The 18,528-nt window shown below is 71.2% G+C and carries 18 protein-coding genes and 1 pseudogene; 15 read left to right on the top strand and 4 right to left on the bottom strand.

The features are described 5' to 3' along the window. Positions 1-2 precede the first annotated feature (2 nt). Genes ACH47Z_RS04160 through ACH47Z_RS04150 form a run of 3 tightly spaced genes read left to right on the top strand, consistent with a single transcriptional unit; the run spans position 3 to position 2,293 of the window. Entirely contained in the window at positions 3-356 is a 354-nt protein-coding gene (locus ACH47Z_RS04160; RefSeq protein WP_399070243.1) for a histidine triad nucleotide-binding protein, read from the top strand. 6 nt (positions 357-362) lie between these two features. Continuing rightward, positions 363-1,268 (top strand): ribonuclease Z, encoded by a 906-nt coding sequence (locus tag ACH47Z_RS04155; RefSeq protein ID WP_399070241.1) that lies wholly within the window; start codon positions 363-365, stop codon positions 1,266-1,268. 20 nt (positions 1,269-1,288) lie between these two features. After that, complete coding sequence (locus tag ACH47Z_RS04150) at positions 1,289-2,293, top strand: adenosine deaminase (RefSeq protein WP_399070239.1); 1,005 nt, start codon at positions 1,289-1,291, stop codon at positions 2,291-2,293. Here ACH47Z_RS04150 and ACH47Z_RS04145 read toward each other — a convergent pair. Beyond that, the gene (locus ACH47Z_RS04145; RefSeq protein WP_399070237.1) at positions 2,245-3,474 is read right to left on the bottom strand and encodes an MFS transporter; all 1,230 of its coding nucleotides are present in this window, start codon (positions 3,472-3,474) and stop codon (positions 2,245-2,247) included. The two genes, ACH47Z_RS04150 and ACH47Z_RS04145, sit on opposite strands and share 49 nt — an antisense overlap. 266 nt (positions 3,475-3,740) lie before the next feature. Here ACH47Z_RS04145 and ACH47Z_RS04140 point away from each other — a divergent pair. From ACH47Z_RS04140 to ACH47Z_RS04110, 7 genes and pseudogenes are all read left to right on the top strand, one after another. Beyond that, positions 3,741-4,193: pseudogene (locus tag ACH47Z_RS04140) on the top strand (hypothetical protein); the annotation flags it as partial. Beyond that, on the top strand, positions 4,190-5,482 hold the full coding sequence (locus tag ACH47Z_RS04135) for a glucarate dehydratase family protein (protein ID WP_399070235.1): 1,293 nt from the start codon (positions 4,190-4,192) through the stop codon (positions 5,480-5,482). The pseudogene ACH47Z_RS04140 and the gene ACH47Z_RS04135, both read left to right, overlap by 4 nt. Positions 5,483-5,557: 75 nt before the next feature. Beyond that, positions 5,558-6,715, top strand: a complete 1,158-nt coding sequence (locus ACH47Z_RS04130; protein ID WP_399070233.1) for a carbohydrate kinase family protein — start codon at positions 5,558-5,560, stop codon at positions 6,713-6,715. 145 nt (positions 6,716-6,860) lie between these two features. Further along, positions 6,861-7,928: a PhoH family protein gene (locus ACH47Z_RS04125; RefSeq protein WP_399070231.1), complete on the top strand. Its 1,068-nt coding sequence runs from the start codon at positions 6,861-6,863 to the stop codon at positions 7,926-7,928. Between the two features lie 12 nt (positions 7,929-7,940). Further along, positions 7,941-8,438 carry an rRNA maturation RNase YbeY gene (gene ybeY / locus ACH47Z_RS04120; protein WP_399070229.1) on the top strand — a complete coding sequence of 166 codons (498 nt, stop codon included), beginning with the start codon at positions 7,941-7,943 and terminating at the stop codon, positions 8,436-8,438. A gap of 16 nt (positions 8,439-8,454) precedes the next feature. Further along, on the top strand, positions 8,455-9,741 hold the full coding sequence (locus ACH47Z_RS04115; protein ID WP_399070227.1) for a hemolysin family protein: 1,287 nt from the start codon (positions 8,455-8,457) through the stop codon (positions 9,739-9,741). Continuing rightward, positions 9,738-10,097 (top strand): MmcQ/YjbR family DNA-binding protein, encoded by a 360-nt coding sequence (locus ACH47Z_RS04110; RefSeq protein ID WP_399070226.1) that lies wholly within the window; start codon positions 9,738-9,740, stop codon positions 10,095-10,097. The genes ACH47Z_RS04115 and ACH47Z_RS04110 overlap by 4 nt, the downstream gene beginning before the upstream one ends. Here the strand turns inward: ACH47Z_RS04110 and ACH47Z_RS04105 are convergent. Then, complete coding sequence (locus ACH47Z_RS04105; protein WP_399070224.1) at positions 10,059-11,519, bottom strand: MFS transporter; 1,461 nt, start codon at positions 11,517-11,519, stop codon at positions 10,059-10,061. The two genes, ACH47Z_RS04110 and ACH47Z_RS04105, sit on opposite strands and share 39 nt — an antisense overlap. Positions 11,520-11,633: 114 nt before the next feature. Here ACH47Z_RS04105 and ACH47Z_RS04100 point away from each other — a divergent pair, with 114 nt between their 5' ends. Together ACH47Z_RS04100 and ACH47Z_RS04095 are read left to right on the top strand one after the other, a co-directional pair. Then, complete coding sequence (locus tag ACH47Z_RS04100) at positions 11,634-12,494, top strand: helix-turn-helix transcriptional regulator (protein ID WP_399070378.1); 861 nt, start codon at positions 11,634-11,636, stop codon at positions 12,492-12,494. Positions 12,495-12,522: 28 nt separating this feature from the next. After that, a complete protein-coding gene (locus ACH47Z_RS04095) occupies positions 12,523-12,876 on the top strand; it encodes a cytidine deaminase (RefSeq protein ID WP_399070222.1) in 354 nt (117 codons plus the stop codon). 52 nt (positions 12,877-12,928) lie between these two features. Here the strand turns inward: ACH47Z_RS04095 and ACH47Z_RS04090 are convergent, their stop codons facing one another. Then, positions 12,929-13,477 carry an RBBP9/YdeN family alpha/beta hydrolase gene (locus ACH47Z_RS04090; protein ID WP_399070220.1) on the bottom strand — a complete coding sequence of 183 codons (549 nt, stop codon included), beginning with the start codon at positions 13,475-13,477 and terminating at the stop codon, positions 12,929-12,931. Positions 13,478-13,600: 123 nt separating this feature from the next. Between ACH47Z_RS04090 and ACH47Z_RS04085 the strand changes: the two genes are divergently transcribed. Further along, positions 13,601-14,056, top strand: a complete 456-nt coding sequence (locus tag ACH47Z_RS04085) for an Lrp/AsnC family transcriptional regulator (RefSeq protein ID WP_399070218.1) — start codon at positions 13,601-13,603, stop codon at positions 14,054-14,056. 16 nt (positions 14,057-14,072) lie between these two features. On the opposite strand, the gene ACH47Z_RS04080 is transcribed toward ACH47Z_RS04085, so the two are convergent. Next, entirely contained in the window at positions 14,073-16,208 is a 2,136-nt protein-coding gene (locus ACH47Z_RS04080) for a hypothetical protein (protein ID WP_399070216.1), read from the bottom strand. A gap of 324 nt (positions 16,209-16,532) precedes the next feature. On the opposite strand from ACH47Z_RS04080, the gene ACH47Z_RS04075 reads away from it, so the two are divergent. Together ACH47Z_RS04075 and ACH47Z_RS04070 are read left to right on the top strand one after the other, a co-directional pair. After that, positions 16,533-17,009 (top strand): hypothetical protein, encoded by a 477-nt coding sequence (locus ACH47Z_RS04075; protein WP_399070215.1) that lies wholly within the window; start codon positions 16,533-16,535, stop codon positions 17,007-17,009. A gap of 164 nt (positions 17,010-17,173) precedes the next feature. Further along, on the top strand, positions 17,174-18,511 hold the full coding sequence (locus ACH47Z_RS04070) for a beta-xylosidase (RefSeq protein ID WP_399070213.1): 1,338 nt from the start codon (positions 17,174-17,176) through the stop codon (positions 18,509-18,511). The last annotated feature ends 17 nt before the right edge of the window (positions 18,512-18,528 follow it).

The following is an 18,528-nucleotide window of genomic DNA, read 5'->3' as shown; positions in this document are numbered from 1 at the left end:
GCATGGCCGGCGAACCGCAGGACGACTGCCTGTTCTGCAAGATCGTCGAAGGGCACATCCCCGCGACGATCGTCCGCGAGACGGAGACAACTGTCGCCTTCCGGGACATAAACCCCCAGGCGCCGACCCACATCCTGGTGATCCCCAAGGTTCACTACAAGAACGCGGCCGAGCTCGCCGCAGGCGCCCCGCAGGTGGCGGCCGATGTCCTGGCCGAGACCCAGGCCGTCGCCGACGAGGAAAAGCTCGAGAGCTACCGCGTCGTCTTCAACACCGGCAGCGGCGCCGGCCAGACCGTCTGGCACGCCCACGCGCACGTCCTCGGCGGCCGTGGCATGGAATGGCCTCCCGGGTAAACCACCGTGTCCGTACGTGAATTGGTGGTCCTCGGCACCGCCAGCCAGGTCCCGACCCGGCACCGCAACCACAACGGCTACCTGCTGCGGTGGGACGGCGAGGGCATCCTGTTCGACCCCGGCGAGGGCACACAGCGCCAGATGGTGCGCGCCGGGGTCGCCGCCCACGACCTGAACCGGATCTGCGTCACGCACTTCCACGGCGACCACTCCCTCGGCCTCGCCGGAGTCATCCAGCGGATCAACCTCGACCAGGTGCCGCACGAGGTCACCGCGCACTACCCGCGCTCCGGCCGGCGCTTCTTCGACCGCCTGCGGTACGCGACGGCCTACCGGGAGACGGTCGGCATCACCGAGGCACCGGTCGCCGCCGACGGCATCCTCGCGGTGACCCCGTCGTACACCCTGGAGGCCCGCAGGCTGTCGCACCCCGTGGAGTCCTACGGCTATCGCCTCATCGAGCCCGACGGCCGCCGCATGCTGCCCGACCGGCTCGCCGCGCACGGGATCAAGGGGCCGGACGTCGGCCGGCTGCAGCGCGACGGGCGGCTCGGGAGCGTGACGCTGGAGGACGTCAGCGAGGTCCGGCGCGGGCAGCGGTTCGCGTTCGTCATGGACACCCGGCTCTGCGACGGCGTCCACGCGCTCGCGGAGGGCTGCGACCTGCTCGTCATCGAGTCCACCTTCCTGGACGAGGACATCGAACTGGCCGTGGAACACGGTCACCTGACCGCCGGACAGGCCGCCGCCGTCGCCCGGGACGCGGGGGTGCGACACCTCGTGCTCACCCACTTCAGCCAGCGCTACTCCGAGCCGGAGGAGTTCGAGCGGCAGGCGCGGGCGGCAGGATTCGAGGGCGAGCTGACCGTGGCGCACGATCTGCTGCGGGTGCCGGTTCCGAAACGACGATAAAACCCCCGTACGATGCTTCGATGCCCCTCCCGAAAGCAGAACTGCACCTCCACATCGAAGGCACCCTGGAGCCGGAGCTGGCGTTCGAGCTCGCCGCCCGCAACGGTGTGACCCTCCCGTACGCGGACACGGACGAGCTTCGCAAGGCGTACGACTTCGAGGATCTCCAGTCCTTCCTGAACCTGTACTACGAGCTGATGGCCGTCCTGCGCACCGAGCAGGACTTCGCGGACCTGGCGAACGCCTACCTGGCCCGCGCCGCCGCGCAGGGCGTCCGGCACGCGGAGATCTTCTTCGACCCGCAGGCCCATCTCGCCCGGGGCGTGTCCATGGGCACGGTCGTGGAGGGGCTGTGGCGGGCGCTCGGCGACAGCGAGCGGAACCACGGGATCTCGACCAAGCTGATCCTGTGCTTCCTGCGTGACGAGTCCGCCGAGTCGGCCCTGGAGACACTGGAAGCCGCGGGGCCGTACCTCGACCGGATCACCGGCGTCGGGCTCGACTCCGCCGAGGTCGGGCATCCGCCGGTGAAGTTCCGCGAGGTGTACGAGGCGGCCGCCGCGCTCGGGCTGCGCCGCGTGGCGCACGCCGGTGAGGAGGGGCCGGCGGAGTACATCACCGAGGCGCTGGACGTGCTCGGCGTCGAGCGCGTCGACCACGGGCTGCGCTGCATGGAGGACCCGGCGCTGGTCGAGCGGCTGGTCCGGGAGCGGATCCCGCTCACCCTGTGCCCGCTGTCCAACGTCCGCCTGCGCACCGTCGGCACACTGGCCGACCACCCGCTGCCGGCCATGCTCGACGCCGGCCTCATGTGCACGGTCAACTCCGACGACCCGGCCTACTTCGGCGGCTACGCGGGCGACAACTTCACCGCCGTGCACCGGACCCTGGGCCTCACCGAGGACCGGCTGCGCGAGCTGGCCCGCAACTCCTTCCTCGCCTCCTTCCTGGAGGACGACGAGGAGCGCCGGGCCCGCTACCTCGCCGAGGTCGACGCGTACGAGTTCGGCGACGCGGTGTCGTAAGCGCGCTGTGCGGGTACGGCGGGCGTCTCCACCGGGAGTTCCACGACCGGCAGGGGGCGCCTGCCCGTCCGCAGCGCGACCGCCGTCATCGGTACGGCGATCAGCAGCAGCCCGGCGGCCAGCAGCTCGCCCATGACCGGGAAGCCGACCCCGGACGCCAGCACGCTCCCGGTCAGCGGGCCCGCCGCCGTGCCCAGCGAGGACGCCGAGCCGACCAGGACCGCCCAGCGGCCGCGCGGGTCGAGGGAGGCGGCGAGGCCGAGGACGTACGACAGCACGACCGGGTAGAGCAGGTTCCAGGAGATCTCGCCGGCCGCGAAGGACGGCAGGTCCCGCGCCGACGCGCTGAGCGCGACACAGCCCGCGATCAGGGCCGTACCGGCACCGATGGGCAGCGCCCGGCCCAGGCGCTGTCCGAGCACGCCCGCGCCCAGCACCCCGAGCAGCCCGACACCGAGCGCGACCGCGAACACCGCGCCGACGGTGACCTCGCTCAGGTGGGCCTGGGCGAGGCCGATACGGCCGCTCACGCCCCACAGGGAGTTCTGGACCAGGGACCAGCAGGGCATGGCGGCGGCCAGCAGCAGTCCGGCGCGGAGGTGGGGGAGCCGGCCGTACCCGGGGGCGGACGTGCGGGCCGGGGCCGTACGACCGGACAGGCGGCCGGTGAGCGGCCAGACGGCGAGCGCGGTGAGTGCGATCGCGGCCGGCGGCAGGCCGTGGCCGGCGCCGAGGTGGGGGATCGTCAGATACAGGGCGCCGGCGAGCGCGGAGACGCCGAGCAGGCCGAGCGTGGTGACCCGGTGCGGATCGCGTTGGGCCGCGATGCCGCTCGCCGCGACCGCGGTGATCGTGCCCGAGCCGAAGCCGCCGACCACCGCGCCCGCGACGACGGCCGGTACGACGCCGGTGAGGGCGGCGCCGCCGTAGCCGAGGAAGGCGAGCGCGAGGCCCGCGCGGGCGAGGGTGCGGGCGCCGATCCGCTCGACCCGGGACGCCAGCAGGAAGCCCGCCGCCGCCGAACTCAGCAGCAGAGCACTGCCGATGGCCCCGGCCTGGGTGGTGGTGAGCGGAAGCCCGCTGTTCAGTCTGCCGACGGTGGTCGGCAGCAGATAGGGGGCGAGATACCCCGCCGTGAACAGGGCGACGAGGGGCGGGGTGCGGCGGGCGGACACGGGCATTCCAGGCAGGAGGACAGGAGGAGAGAGGGGAGGCGAGCCAAGTTGTATCAAGCGGAAGGTTCGCGAAGAAAAGCGAGGTCGCGTGATCCGAGTCACTCTTTGGTTTGCCGGGTGTCGACGGGGGTAGCTGCTTTCTTCGGTAGCTGTTCTCATATGTAGACAGCATTCAGAAGGGGAGATGATGGCCATGGATGGCGATTCCGGTCCGCAGAACGGGGCACGGCGGCTGCGCGAGGGTATGGCGCAGGGTGTGCTGTCCATGTCGCCGGACGGTCGTCTCCATCGCCGTCGAAGAGGCGGCCGGGAAGGTGCCCGTCGTGGCCGGGACCGGGTACGGCTGGGCGCACGGCTTCCTCTTCTTCAACGGCGCCGCCACCGCCGAGATCCAGGCCCGCTCCCCCACGCTCGAACACGCTCGCGCGGGGGGACCCCCATCGCCACCGTCGGCGTCCCCGCCTACTCCTCCGCCGTCCACGCCTTCGCCCCCGAGATCGCCGGCGCCTTCTTCACCGCGCTCCAGGGCGAAGACCAGGGAACGGTTGAGAAACTGCTGCGGGAGTTCTACGTCCCCTTCATCGAACTGCGCGACCGCGTGCCCGGGTACGCCGTGTCCCTGGTGACCCGTCCGTGCCCCGCTCACCGACCCCGCGCCCGCCGACCTCGCCGACCTCAAGGCCCTGCTCACCGCCGGACTCGACCTCGTAGGAGCCGCCCTGTGACGACCCGTGACCTGACCATCACCGAGGTACGCCTGACACCGATCCTCGTGGCCGACCCGCCGCTGCTCAACACCCAGGGGGTGCACCAGCCGTACACCCCTCGCCTGATCGTGGAGATCGTCACCGCCGACGGGATCACCGGGCTCGGCGAGACCTACGGCGACACCAAGTACCTGGAACTGGCCCGCCCGCTGGCCGAGCGGCTCCCCGGCCGGTCGGTCATGGATGTGAACGGGCTGTTCACCCTCGACCTCGGTGTGGACGCGTCCAGGGTCGAGGGGCAGGTGGACGCGGGCGGACTGCGCGGGGTGCAGAGCGCCGACAAACTGCGGCTGTCCGTGCTCTCCGCCTTCGAGGTCGCCTGCCTCGATGCCCAGGGCAAGGCGCTCGGGCTGCCCGTGCACGCGCTGCTCGGCGGCAGGCTGCGCGACTCCGTCGAGTACAGCGCCTACCTGTTCTACAAGTGGGCCGGGCACCCGGCGGGCGTCCCGGCCGAGCCCGACGACTGGGGAGCCGCCCTCGACCCGGCCGGGGTGGTGGAGCAGGCCCGGCGGTTCAAGGAGCGCTACGGGTTCACCTCCTTCAAGCTCAAGGGCGGTGTCTTCCCGCCCGACGAGGAGATCGCGGCCGTACGCGCCCTCGCGGAGGCCTTCCCCGGACACCCGCTGCGCCTCGACCCCAACGGCGCCTGGTCCGTCGAGACCTCGCTGAAGGTGGCGAAGGAACTCGGCGACGTCCTCGAGTACCTGGAGGACCCGACGCTGGGCACCCCGGCGATGGCCGAGGTGTCCGCGGGGACGGACATTCCGCTGGCCACCAACATGTGCGTGACCACCTTCGGGGAGATCAAGGAGGCGTTCACGAAGGACGCCGTCCAGGTGGTCCTCTCCGACCACCACTACTGGGGCGGGCTGCGCAACACCCAGAAGCTCGCCGCGATCTGCGCGGCCTTCGGGGTCGGGGTGTCCATGCACTCCAACACCCACCTCGGCATCAGCCTCGCCGCGATGACCCAGGTCGCCGCCACCGTCCCGGGCCTGCACCACGCCTGCGACTCCCACTACCCGTGGCAGTCCGAGGACGTCCTCACCGAGCGGCCCGTCTTCGACGGCGGCCGGGTCGCGGTGACCGACGCGCCCGGACTCGGCGTCGAACTCGACCGGGACGAACTGGCCCGGCTGCACCGCCGGTGGGCCGAGGACGACGGCGCGCTGCGCGACCGGGACGACGCGGCGGCGATGCGCGTGGGTGAACCGGGGTGGCGGCAACCGGTGATGCCACGCTGGTAAGCCCTCGTACGCCCCTTGTACGGAGCGCTCCCTGGTGCACACTGGCCAGATCCGCACCACGTCAGGGAGCGCACCGTGACCGCCTCGCACACCCTCACCGGAGAGGAACCGGAACACCTCACCAGGGCAGCGCGCTGTCAGGCCCAGGTCGACCCGCTCGCCGGGCTGCGCACACCCGGCGACCCGCCCTGGGACGTCTACCTCACGGGCACGGTCTTCCTCGACATCATCTTCACCGGCCTGGACTCGGCGCCCGTGCGCGGCACCGAGTCCTGGGCCCGGGGCATGGGCTCCAGCCCCGGCGGGGTCGCCAACATGGCCACCGCGCTGGCCCGGCTCGGGCTGCGGACCTCCCTCGCCGCGGCCTTCGGTGACGACCACTACGGCGAGTACTGCTGGGACGCGCTCGCCCAGGGCGAGGGCATCGACCTGTCGGCCTCACGGACCGTGCCCGGCTGGCACTCGCCGGTGACGGTGTCGATGGCGTACGAGGGTGAGCGGACGATGGTGTCCCACGGGCACGAGCCGCCCCCCGAGGCCGCATTGATCCAAGAGGGCGCACCGGACTGCCCGCCTCACGCGCGTGCCGCCGTCGCCTCGCTGACGCCGGGTACGCGCGCGCCCTGGATCGCGCAGGCCGCCCGGAAGGGCACCCGGATCTTCGCCGACGTCGGCTGGGACGACACCGGGGCGTGGGATCTGGCGGGCCTCGCCGATCTGGAGCACTGCGAGGCGTTCCTGCCGAACGCGGAGGAGGCGAAGCGGTACACCGGGGCCGACTGTCCGCGGCTCGCCGCGCACGCCCTGACCGAGTACGTGCCGGTGGCCGTCGTGACGCTCGGGTCGGAGGGGGCGTACGCGGTGGACCGGCGGACCGGGGAGGCGGCCGAGGTGCCCGCGATCGCCGTGGAGGCGCTGGATCCGACCGGGGCGGGGGACGTCTTCGTCGCCGGGTTCGTGACCGGATCCCTGGCGGGGTGGCCGCTGGCCGACCGGCTGGCCTTCGCGGGGCTCACGGCGGCCCTGTCGGTGCAGGAGTTCGGGGGGTCCCTGTCGGCGCCGGGGTGGTCGGAGATCGGGGCGTGGTGGCGGCGCGTACAGGCCCTGCCGGGGCAGGACCCGGCGGCCTTGGAGAGGTACGCGTTTCTCGAGGGCCTGGTGCCGGAGGAGCTGGACCGGGCCTGGCCGCTGCGGCGGGCGGTGCCGACGATCGGGTTCCGTCGCTCGGGGTGACGGACGGGTGGGGTTGCCGCCGGCCGTGGAGGTCTGTGAAAAGCCCTACGGGCTTGTCAGCCCCCCGTCGTACCCTTGAATCGCGAGGCCGCCCTCAGCCAGGTGGCCGTGACGAGGAGGAAGCGCAGGCCTTCAGCGCCGGCCCATGACACAGACATCCACAGCTCACACCCCTTCGCAGGAGCAGGCGAGAGCGCAGTTCACGGTCCCCGCCCAGCACCCCATGGTGACCGTGCTGGGTTCCGGCGACTCTCTCCTGCGTGTGATCGAGAGGGCCTTCCCGGGGGCCGACATACACGTCCGGGGCAATGAGATCAGCGCGGCCGGCGACCCCAGCGACGTCGCCCTCATTTCGCGCGTGTTCGACGAGATGATGCTGGTGCTCCGCACCGGGCAGCCGATGACGGAGGACGCAGTGGAACGCTCGATCGCCATGCTCAAGGCGAGCGAGAACGGGACGAGCGACGGCCCGGAGACCCCGGCCCAGGTGCTGACGCAGAACATCCTGTCCTCGCGAGGCCGCACGATCCGCCCGAAGACCCTCAACCAGAAGCGGTACGTCGACGCGATCGACAAGCACACGATCGTCTTCGGCATCGGCCCCGCCGGTACCGGAAAGACCTACCTGGCCATGGCCAAGGCCGTCCAGGCCCTGCAGTCCAAGCAGGTGAACCGGATCATCCTGACCCGTCCCGCGGTCGAGGCCGGCGAGCGCCTCGGCTTCCTGCCGGGCACGCTCTACGAGAAGATCGACCCCTATCTGCGCCCGCTGTACGACGCGCTGCACGACATGCTCGACCCGGACTCCATCCCGCGGCTCATGGCCGCCGGGACCATCGAGGTCGCGCCGCTCGCGTACATGCGTGGTCGCACGCTCAACGACGCCTTCATCATCCTGGACGAGGCCCAGAACACGAGCCCCGAGCAGATGAAGATGTTCCTCACCCGCCTCGGCTTCGACTCGAAGATCGTCATCACCGGTGACGTGACCCAGGTCGACCTGCCGAACGGCACCAGGTCCGGTCTGCGGCAGGTGCAGGAGATCCTCGACGGCGTCGAGGACGTCCACTTCTCCCGGCTGTCCTCGCAGGACGTCGTACGGCACAAGCTGGTGGGCCGTATCGTCGACGCGTACGAGAAGTACGACGACTCGCACGGGACCCAGAACGGCATGCAGAAGAGCCGGGGCAAGTCCGGGCACAAGGGGAAGTAGACCAGCACGACCATGTCGATCGACGTCAACAACGAGTCCGGTACCGAGGTCGACGAGCAGGCGATCCTCGACATCGCCCGCTACGCGCTCGCGCGGATGCGCATCCACCCGCTCTCCGAGCTCTCGGTGATCGTCGTGGACGCCGACGCCATGGAGCAGCTGCACATCCAGTGGATGGACCTGCCGGGTCCGACCGATGTCATGTCGTTCCCGATGGACGAGCTGCGGCCGCCGTCGAAGGACGACGAGGAGCCGCCGCAGGGGCTGCTCGGCGACATCGTGCTGTGCCCGGAGGTCGCCGCCAAGCAGGGGGCGGAAGCCCCGACGCAGCACTCCATGGACGAGGAGCTCCAACTGCTCACCGTCCATGGCGTGCTGCACCTGCTCGGGTACGACCACGAGGAGCCCGACGAGAAGGCCGAGATGTTCGGGCTCCAGGCCGCCATCGTCGACGGATGGCGGGCCGAGCACGGGTTGACCGGCCCGTCGCCGGCGCCGACGGTCTCGTAAGCGGATCGGTCGTCCCATGTCCCCGCAGATCGTGATCGGCGCGATCGCGCTGGTCGTCGTCGCCTGGCTCGCCGCCTGCGCGGAGGCGGGCCTCGCGCGGGTGTCCACCTTCCGCGCCGAGGAGGCCGTCAAGTCCGGCCGGCGCGGCAGCGGCAAGCTCGCCCAGGTCGCCGCCGACCCCACCCGCTATCTCAACGTCGCCCTGCTGGTCCGCGTCGCCTGCGAGATGGCGGCCGCCGCCCTGGTGACGTACGCCTGCCTCCAGGAGTTCACCGCCACCTGGGAGGCGCTGCTGGTCGCCATCGGGGTCATGGTGCTCGTGTCGTACGTCGCCGTCGGCGTGTCGCCCCGCACCATCGGCCGCCAGCACCCCCTCAACACGGCGACCGTGGCGGCGTACGTGCTGCTGCCGCTCGCCCGCGTGATGGGCCCGATCCCGTCCCTGCTCATCCTCCTCGGTAACGCGCTGACGCCCGGCAAGGGCTTCCGGCGCGGCCCGTTCGCCTCCGAGGCGGAGCTGCGCGCGCTGGTCGACCTCGCCGAGAAGGAGTCGCTGATCGAGGACGAGGAGCGCCGCATGGTGCACTCGGTCTTCGAGCTCGGCGACACGCTCGTGCGCGAGGTGATGGTGCCGAGGACGGACCTCGTCGTCATCGAGCGGTACAAGACCATCCGGCAGGCGCTGACGCTGGCCCTGCGCTCGGGCTTCTCCCGGATACCGGTCACCGGCGAGAGCGAGGACGACATCGTCGGGATCGTGTACCTGAAGGACCTGGTCCGCAAGACGCACATCAGCCGGGACACCGAGAGCGACCTGGTCTCCACCGCCATGCGGCCCGCCGTCTTCGTGCCCGACACCAAGAACGCCGGCGACCTGCTGCGCGAGATGCAGAAGGAACGCAACCACGTCGCCGTCGTCATCGACGAGTACGGCGGCACCGCCGGCATCGTCACCATCGAGGACATCCTCGAGGAGATCGTCGGCGAGATCACCGACGAGTACGACCGTGAACTCCCGCCGGTCGAGGACCTCGGCGACGACCGCTTCCGGGTGACGGCCCGCCTCGACATCACCGACCTCGGCGAGCTGTACGGCCTGGAGGAGTACGACGACGAGGACGTGGAGACCGTCGGCGGACTGCTCGCCAAGGCCCTCGGCCGCGTCCCCATCGCGGGCGCGTCCGCGATGGTCGAACTGCCCGACGAACGCCGCCTGAAGCTCACCGCGGAGGCCGCCGCCGGCCGCCGGAACAAGATCGTGACGGTCCTGGTCGAGCCCACCGAGGAGGAGAAGTCCGAGTGAGCCCCGAGCAGTTGCGTGCCTTCTGTCTGTCCTTCAACGCGGCCGTGGAGGACTTCCCGTTCAACCCGGAGACCTCGGTGTTCAAGGTGCTGGGCAAGATGTTCGCGCTGACGAACCTGGGCGCGCGGCCCCTGACGATCAATCTCAAGTGCGACCCCGAGGACGCCGTACGGCTGCGGGACGAGCACGAGGGGCTGATCGTCCCCGGGTGGCACATGAACAAGCGGCACTGGAACACCGTGACGGTCGACGGGAAGCTCCCGGACCGGCTGGTCCGGGAGCTGATCGAGGACTCGTACGACCTGGTCGTCGCCGGTCTACCGCGAGCCGAGCGGCTGCGGCTCGACCGTCCGTGACCCGGTCCGTGACCTGAGGCCCAGGCCGACCAGGACGGCGGCCGCGAGGACCACGCCCGCGTCCAGGGCCAGGACCGTGTGGACGCCGCTCAGCAGGTCGTGGGACGTGGTGGCCAGCACGCCCAGCAGCGGGATGCCGATCGTGATGCCGACCTGCTGGGTGGAGGTCACCAGACCCGTGGCCAGGCCCTGCTCCTCGTCCGGGACGCCGGAGGTGACGGTCAGGCCGTACGAGATGATCGCGCCCAGGTGGAACATGCTGGCCAGGGACACCGCGGCCGTGGCCAGCCACACCGACCAGACGTGGGAGTTGAGCGGGAGCAGCGCCGCGATCAGCGCGCCCTGGCCGGTCAGCGAGCCCACCAGGGTACGGCGGGCGCCGAAACGGCCGATCACCTTCGGGGCGAGCGCGCCGGCGACGGCCGACAGCACGCCCTGGACACCGAAGACCAGGCCCGTCTCGAACGCCGACAGGCGCAGGATGTCCTGGAGGTACAGGGTCAGCACGAAGATCACCGTCGACATCATCGAGAAGGTGACCAGACCGCCCGCGTTGCCCCACGCCACCGTGCGCCGGCGCAGCATCGGCAGCGAGACCAGGGGCGACTGGCTGCGGGATTCGACGACCGTGAACGCGGCCAGCAGGAGCACACCCGCGATCAGCGTCGTGATGACGTCCGGGCGGGCGAAGCCGTGGTCGGCGGCCGTGGACAGGGCGTAGATCAGCGACAGCAGACCGGTGGTGACGGTGACCGCGCCGGGCACGTCCAGGCGCGGCCGCTGCGGGGTGCGCGACTCCGGCAGCAGACCCGGCGCCAGCGGCAGCACGACCAGCGCGGACAGGGTGAGCAGGGCCATCGTGGAGCGCCAGCCGAGTGCGTCGGTCAGCATCCCGCCCGCGACCATGCCGACCGTGTAGCCCAGCGACATCACCGTGCCGGCGATACCGAGGGCACGGTCGCGGGCCGGACCCTCCGGGAAGGTGGTGGTCAGCAGGGACATCGCGGTCGGGACGATCGCCGCGGCGCCGAGGCCCTGCAGGGCGCGTCCGGCGAGGAACGACGCCGGGTCCCAGGCCAGGGTCGCCAGCAGCGAGGCCGCGCCGAACACGGCGAGGCCGGTCAGGAACAGCTTGCGGCGGCCGTACAGGTCGCCGATCCGGCCGAAGAGGAGAAGGAAACCGCCGGACGGCAGCGCGAACGCGGTGACCGCCCACTGCAGCGCCGAGCGGCTCATGCCGAGGTCGGTGCCGAGCTCGGGCAGGGCCACGTTCAGGACGGAGAAGTCCAGCGCGACCATGAACTGGGCCGCGCACAGCACGAACAGGACGAGCTTGTCACGCGTCGACAACCGGGGCGGCCGGGGGGTGTCGAGCGGAGTGCCCGTGGTGGAGGTGGGTTGGGTGGTGGTGTCGATCGCCATGCCTAGAGCTTCGGGCCGGCGGAATACGGGTGGGGAGTCGGAACTTATGGTGGTGGTGGCACCACCAGACACGACGTGACGGGGGAGTGGCCGTACGTGCCTGCTGTTGAGGCGATGAGGAGTCATCGGCGCGACGAACTGCGGGAGTTCCTGATGAGCCGGCGCGCCCGGGTCAGCCCCGAGGAGGCCGGGCTGCCGGCGGGCGGGGGCCGGCGCCGTACGCCCGGACTGCGCCGCGAGGAGGTCGCCGTACTGGCCGGGGTGGGCGCCTCCTGGTACCAGTGGCTGGAGCAGGGGCGGGAGATCTCCGTCTCGCCGTCGGTGCTCGACGCCGTGGCCCGGGTGCTGCGGCTGAGCGACGCCGAGCGCCGGCATCTGTACCTGCTGGCCGGGATGAACCCGCCGACGCCCGAAGTGGCGCCGGAGAAGCGGCACATGTGCGACGGGCTGCGGCGGCTGATCGACGCCTGGATGCCATTCCCGGCGCACATCATGGACCTGTACTACAACTGCGTGATGTACAACGACGCGGCCGCGATCGTGCTCGGCATGCGGTCGGACATCACACAGAACTGCCTCATCGACTTCTTCACCGACCCGCTGTACCGCTCGCGCAGCCACAGCTGGGAGCGGAACGCGCGTACGGTCGTGGCGCAGTTCCGGGCCGCGTGTGCGGCGCGGCCGGACGATGAGGGGTTCCAGGCGGTGCTGGCCGAGGTGAGCGCGGCGAGCCCGGAGTTCGTGGCGCTGTGGGCCGAGCGGGACATCGAGGACCAGGGGCAGATCCGCAAGGAGCTGGACCATCCGCTGGCCGGGCTGCTGGTCGTGGAGTCCACGGCGCTGAAGGTCCCGGTCCGCCCGGATCTGTCGATCGTCCTGCACACCCCGCTGGACGAGGCGAACACCGCGGAGAAGCTGGAGTGGCTGGCGTCTCCGGAGGGGCGGCGGGGCGCGATGTACCCCGTGGCGGGGTGAACGGGGCCCGGCTTCGTATGCTCTGGGCATGACCGAGAGCAACGCGCTTGACCCCGAGGACCGCAAGATCGTCACCCTGGCCCGTTCCGCACGGGCCCGCAACGGTGTGCCGGAGGGGGCGGCCGTACGGGACGAGACGGGGCGTACCTATGTCGCCGGGTCGGTGGAACTGGCCTCGCTGCGGCTGAGCGCGCTGCGTACCGCCGTGGCCATGGCGGTGGCGTCCGGGGCCACGTCGCTGGAGGCGGCGGCGGTCGTGAGCGAGGCGGAGTCCGTGCCGACGGAGGATCTCGCCGCCGTTTCCGACCTCGGTGGGCCGCAGACGCCGGTGCTGCTCGCCGGGCTGGACGGCGAGGTCCGACGGACGGTCTCCGCAGGCTGAACCACCCACTTCGCCCAGCCGCCCACCCGACTCGGCCGGCCGTGGTGGTTGATCACTTCCGGGTCAGCGAGTCCAGGAGTTCACGGCCGTACTGCCACGCCCCCAGGCCGCTGGCGGAGTTGATGTGTCCGCACGTGCCCGCCAGGTGCCACTGTGCCGCCCACCGCGCGGCAAAGCCGGCGGCTGCCTCGGGGGTGCAGTACGGGTCGTCGGTGCTGCCCACCACCAGAGCCGGGCACGGCAAGGGCTGTGCGGAGACCTCCAGGAACGTCGCGGCCGCCTGCCGCGGGAACGCCGGTCCGTGCGGGTCGGGCGGCGCGACCAGGAACGCGCCGCCCGCCGGGCTCGAGGGGTTCCTGTTCAGCCAGGCGGACACCGCCCAGCAGCCCAGGCTGTGGGCCACCAGCACCACACGGCTGTCCTGCCGGCAAGCGTCGTCGTACGCCTCCTGGACGGCGTCGACCCAGTCATCCAGGTCGGGGGCGGACCACGAGGCGGGGGAGATCCGCAGCGCCGAGGCACCCCACTGCCGCTCCCACAAGGACTGCCAGTGCTGCCCGTCCGAGCCGTCGATACCGGGGATGACGACGTACGCGACCACTGCCCACCACCTTTTCACTCGTCGCTCCCCGCGATCACGGGGGCGCCCGGCACAGATTCTGTGGGAAGCATCAGGACCGCGGCAGAGGGACAAGTGATCTCAAAGAAAGTGGTGCGGACAACGATGGAATCACTCGACCGAACGGACCGGGACATCCTGGCCCTGCTCCAGACCGACGGCCGGCTGACCGGCGCGGAGGTGGGGCGCCGCGTCGGACTCTCGCAGCCCGCGGCCGCCGCGCGCATCCAACGGCTGGAGAAGAACGGCGTCATCACCGGCTACCGAGCCGTGGTCGACCCCGCGGCCCTCGGGCTGAACATCCACGCGGTCATCCGGCTGCGCACCACACACGCCCAGCTCGCGCGCGCCCTGGACCTCGCCTCCCGGACCCCCGAGATCGTCTCCACGCTCAGAGTCACCGGGGAGGACTGCCTGATCTTCGACGTCCACTGCCCGCAGGCAGGACGACTCGAGGAAGTCGTCGACGCACTCGCCCGTTACGGCCCTGTCACCACGTCCCTCGTGCTCCGCGCCTACCCGCGGAAGCCGCTGACCGACGCCACGTCGGCAACGTCATGACCCGCGAGCAGCACCATCACGCCAACAACTCGCCGAACTCCGACGCCGTCTCCCCGTACCGGACGTTCCAGCCCTCGACCACGGCCGCCTCCAGGACGGCCGTGTCCACGTCCTCCAGGAGACGCGGCGACGGCTTCCCCGGCGAGTTCTCGTAGTTGAACGCGATGACGTCCAGGAACACCGGACGCTTCAACCGTGTGCTGTCCAGCCTCAGCAGCAGCGACTGGGCGAACGCCGGGTAAGGGGTGAACCCGGGGTTCCGGAGCCAGTCGGTGAGGTCCGCCTCCGGCACGCTGTAGTCGACGGCCGCCTCCCCCAGCGCGTCGATGAACGCGGTGGGCGGCGCCTGCACCTGGAGGAGCCGGCTCAGCGCGCCACGGCCGGTGGCGTCGAGGTCCGGCGGCTCGGCGATCAGCCGGAACGCCTGCCTCAGCCAGGCCTCTTCGGCCAGCCGACGCGTCGCCAGGTCGCTCCACGGCGGCTCGGGCGTCGGCCTGCGGAACGGCGCGGGCATCCGCCGGAACCGCTGCGTGATCCGGAGCAGGCAGTCACCGAACTTCTGCGCGTCGTCGGGATCGATTCCCTCGACCCACCCCTGCGCCGTGAACACGGCGGTGGCGGACGCCGTCGTCCCGTCCCCGCTGACCGTCACCACCGCGGGCGTCTCGTAGCGCTCCCCGCCCCGGGAGGTGAGCGTGAGCTCGAACATGACCGGGTCGATCGTGTAGTCGAGCGTGAACGCCGTCCCGTCCGCTTGAACTCCGACGTTCCCGCTCGGCGCGCTCAGCGGCACGCCTCCGACGGTCCAGGCGATCGAGGGCTGCGGGTCGACGGGCTCGCCGCTGCCGCCGAAGCCCGTGCTGCGCACACCGAGGCGGGCGGTCGTCGAGGTGGCGAAGGTCCCCCGGCGGACGGTGTCGCCGCACGGTGTCGTGGTCTCCTGGACCTCACCGACGGGGCCGACCACGTCGTCGGTCTGGAGTCCCCGGACGATCTCGACCGCCTTCGCCGCGCCCGCCGTGACCGACAGGTCCACCCACTGCCGCTCGGGATCGACGGCTACGGCGCGTACGACGAGCGGTGTCATGGCGACGGCGACATCGGTGTCCGGCGACTCCGTCGGTACCGATCCCCGGTACCACGCGCGCGGCCCCTTGTTGGCGACGTCGACGATCGAGTGGACGACCACCCCTTCCCGCGAAAGGCTCGGCCCCAGTGGGTCCATGCCGGCGTCCCAGCCCGCCGGGACGCGGTACTCGACGTAGACCCGGCCCACCCCGTTGGCCGGCTCGCCGGGCGGGTGCAGCGCGAGCAGGCACGTGCCGTTCGACGCGGACGCCGGCACGATGCGTGCGGTGACCGGTGCGCCCGGCTGCGGGAAGGACGCCTCGGCCACCCGGCCGGCCAGCGCGTCCGGCATGAACAGGTGCAGGTTCGCGCGCGCGAGGTGCGGGCCCATGCCGTAGGCGCCGGCGTACGGCCAGTCGGTGACCGTCGGCCCGGTGAAGGTCGGCTGGCCGGAGTAGAACGGCCCCGGGCCGAGGAAGAGGGCCGCGAAGGTGGCCGACGACATCAGGTCGTAGGGGGAGCCGTACTCCTGGCCGACGATGATGGTGGCGTCGGTCGGATCCCAGTCGGTGCCGTTGTTGTCGAGCCCGAAGGTGTGGTCCAGGCCGAGGCCGTGGCCGACCTCGTGGCACATGAAGGTGAGGTCGCTCGACATCACCGGAAGCACGGCGACCGGCAACCCGTCGACACCGGACGAGCCGCCGTCGAAGGTCTGTGTGACCGTGGCAGGCTGGCCCGGCTGCCCCGCCTTGGGGTTCGGCATGGTCCGCCGTCCCGGGTGGGTGACGACGATCAGGCCGTTGAGGCCGGGCCACTCCGGGGGGTTGGGGAACCGGGCGCGCAGCGCGTCGACGGCGGCGCGGGCCTGGGCGCCCCGGGAGGTGTCGGCCCCGATGGTCATGTCGACCCACGGGAACATCGTCGAGTCGACGAAGTCGAGGTAACCCCGGGTGGTCTCCTCCCAGAACCGCAGCAGGGCGTGGTCGCCGGTCATGAGCATGGCGATGCAGGCGGGATCGGGGATGACGGGCACGGTGGTGTCGTGCCGGGCCCGGATGATGCCGAGGCGGACGGACTTGGGCATGATGTTCGGCTCCTTGTCGAGAGGGCCGACGCGCCTGTACCCGGTGGAAATCCGCCACCACGCCCGTTCCTCAATTTACCGCCCGGCCCCGCACCTCGCAGCCGCGCACAGACCGGTGGGCGGGCCGACACCGCCGAACGAAAGGTCGGCCGGATTTCAACCTTGTTGGGTTCTCGCCCTTGCGCGTCAATGGAGCCGTAACTTTCCGACGGACCGTCAGATCCGCACCGCCGCGCAGTGTGCCCGCACCCGCCTGCTCAGGCCTCCTCGTCCGTCGGCCCCCCACATGGCACTCCCCACCATAGGGAAGGGAAGCGGATCTCCATGAGAGGCAAGCGCACGGCAATGGGTGCGGCACTGGCCGCCGGGGCCCTCGCGGTCACCGGTCTCGCCTTCGCGCCCTCCGCGGCCGCCGTCACCCCACAGTCGGCGACCATCACCGCGAGCTGCGGCATCTTCGGCGGCGGTTCGGCCACGCTCACCGCCACCCAGAGCGGCACCTCGGCCACCATCACCCTCACCTCCTCCGCGATCACGGCGCCGGTCGCGGTCGCCAAGGACTCCATCTCCTCCACCCTCACCCTGGCCAAGTCCGGTGGCGGATCAGTGGCGTTCAGCGGGACGAAGAACCCCGCCATGAACACCGGCGACGCCGTCAGCGTCGGCCCGCTCCCCGGCACCGTCGCCTCCGGTGACAGCCTCGACGCCTACGGCGGCTCCCTGAAGATGGTCATCTTCGGGATCACCGTGACCTGTACCGCCAGTGGTCCGCAGTCGCCCGGCCCCTTCGTCTTCGACTGATCCGTCCAACTGACCGAGCTGAGCGATCTGTTCCGGATGCCGCAGAAACTGATGATCCGTCAGATTTCTGCGGCATCTCCATTGACTTCTCACCCCCGCTCCACATCAATGCCCCCTGTCGGCGCAGACGAGCCGCTGCGCCCGCGACCCTCAGGAGGGGGCCCATGGGTGCCACACCCCCAAGACCACGGAGATCCCTACGGTGGCGCTGGATCTCACTGTTCGGGGCGACCGCCCTCGCGGTCACCGCGGGCGGCGCGCTGGCCTGTCCGGCCGGTGCCGCCGGTACGAACGTGAACTTCGCCACGCACTGCATCCCGCCCGCCGTCGCCGGCATCCCGCCGATCGACGGCACCACGACCGCCGGCATCTCGGTGGACAACGTCAGTCCGAAGGTCGGCGACACCGTCACCGTGACCTACACCGTGGTCACCGCGGCCGCGAGCAACCCCACCGACCTCGCCCTGCCCGCCGACATCATGACCCCGACCGGCAAGGTCACCCTCGGCGGGGCCCAGACCGGGGACGTCACCGTCGCGGGGCCCAAGAAGAATCCGCCGGTCCCCGGGAAGGCCGCCTTCCCGTCCTTCTCCATGACCGGCACGTTCACCGTCACCAAGCCCGGCCAGATCACCCTCTCGCCCGGTGACTACAACATCCACACCAGCTACATCCTGGAGCTGGACACCCCCTGCACGGTCACCAGTCCGCCCGCCCCGGTGTCCGAGACCGTCACGGCGACCTCCGGCACCCCGGCCAACACCCGTACCATCACGCTGAGTTCGGCCTCCGGTAACCCGGGTGCCGGTGTCACCGTCAGCGGCGGCAACTTCACTCCGGGGGCGACCGTCACCCTCGCCGGACGGTCCGGGGACAAGCAGACCGCCGACACCGCCACCGTCACCGCCAACGCGCAGGGCTCCTTCAGCGGTTCCCTCGTCGTCAACGACAAGACGACCACCGGGATCGTGGCCTACGAGGGCGGCTCCTGGAGCGCGGACAAGGGGGCCGGGCCCGCCGCCTACGTCGTCAACGACACGACGCCCGTTCCACCGGGCAGTCAGAAGCTGACGACCACCGTCAAGGCGGGCACGCTGTCCATGTCCCAGGCCGGGGACTCCGTCGCGCTGTCGTCGGTCGACTTCGGCCAGGGCGGGGCCTCCACCGGCAAGCTCCAGACCGTCACCGTCAAGGACTTCCGTGGCGGACCGGCCGGCTGGTCGCTCACCGGCAAGGTCACCGACATCTCCGGTCCCGGCGCCAAGATCGACGCCGGGAAGCTCGGCTGGACTCCCGCCTGCGCGACCAAGGCGGGCAGCCCCAGCACCTGCAAGGCCGGTTCGGCGGGCACCGTGGGCAGCTCGGGAGCGACCCTCGCGTCGACGTCCGACGGCACGCTCACCGGCGGTGAGTTCACCGTCGACGCCGGACTCTCCCTGGACGTACCGGCGTTCACGCCTCCGGGCTCGTACTCCGGTGTGCTCACGCTGACGCTCACCTGAATCCGAGCGTACGGGCG

This window comes from Streptomyces sp. NPDC020192, assembly GCF_044388685.1.
Lineage (GTDB): Bacteria > Actinomycetota > Actinomycetes > Streptomycetales > Streptomycetaceae > Streptomyces.
Note: the sequence above shows the minus strand (reverse complement) of the source record. Positions and strands in the feature narration are given on the sequence as shown.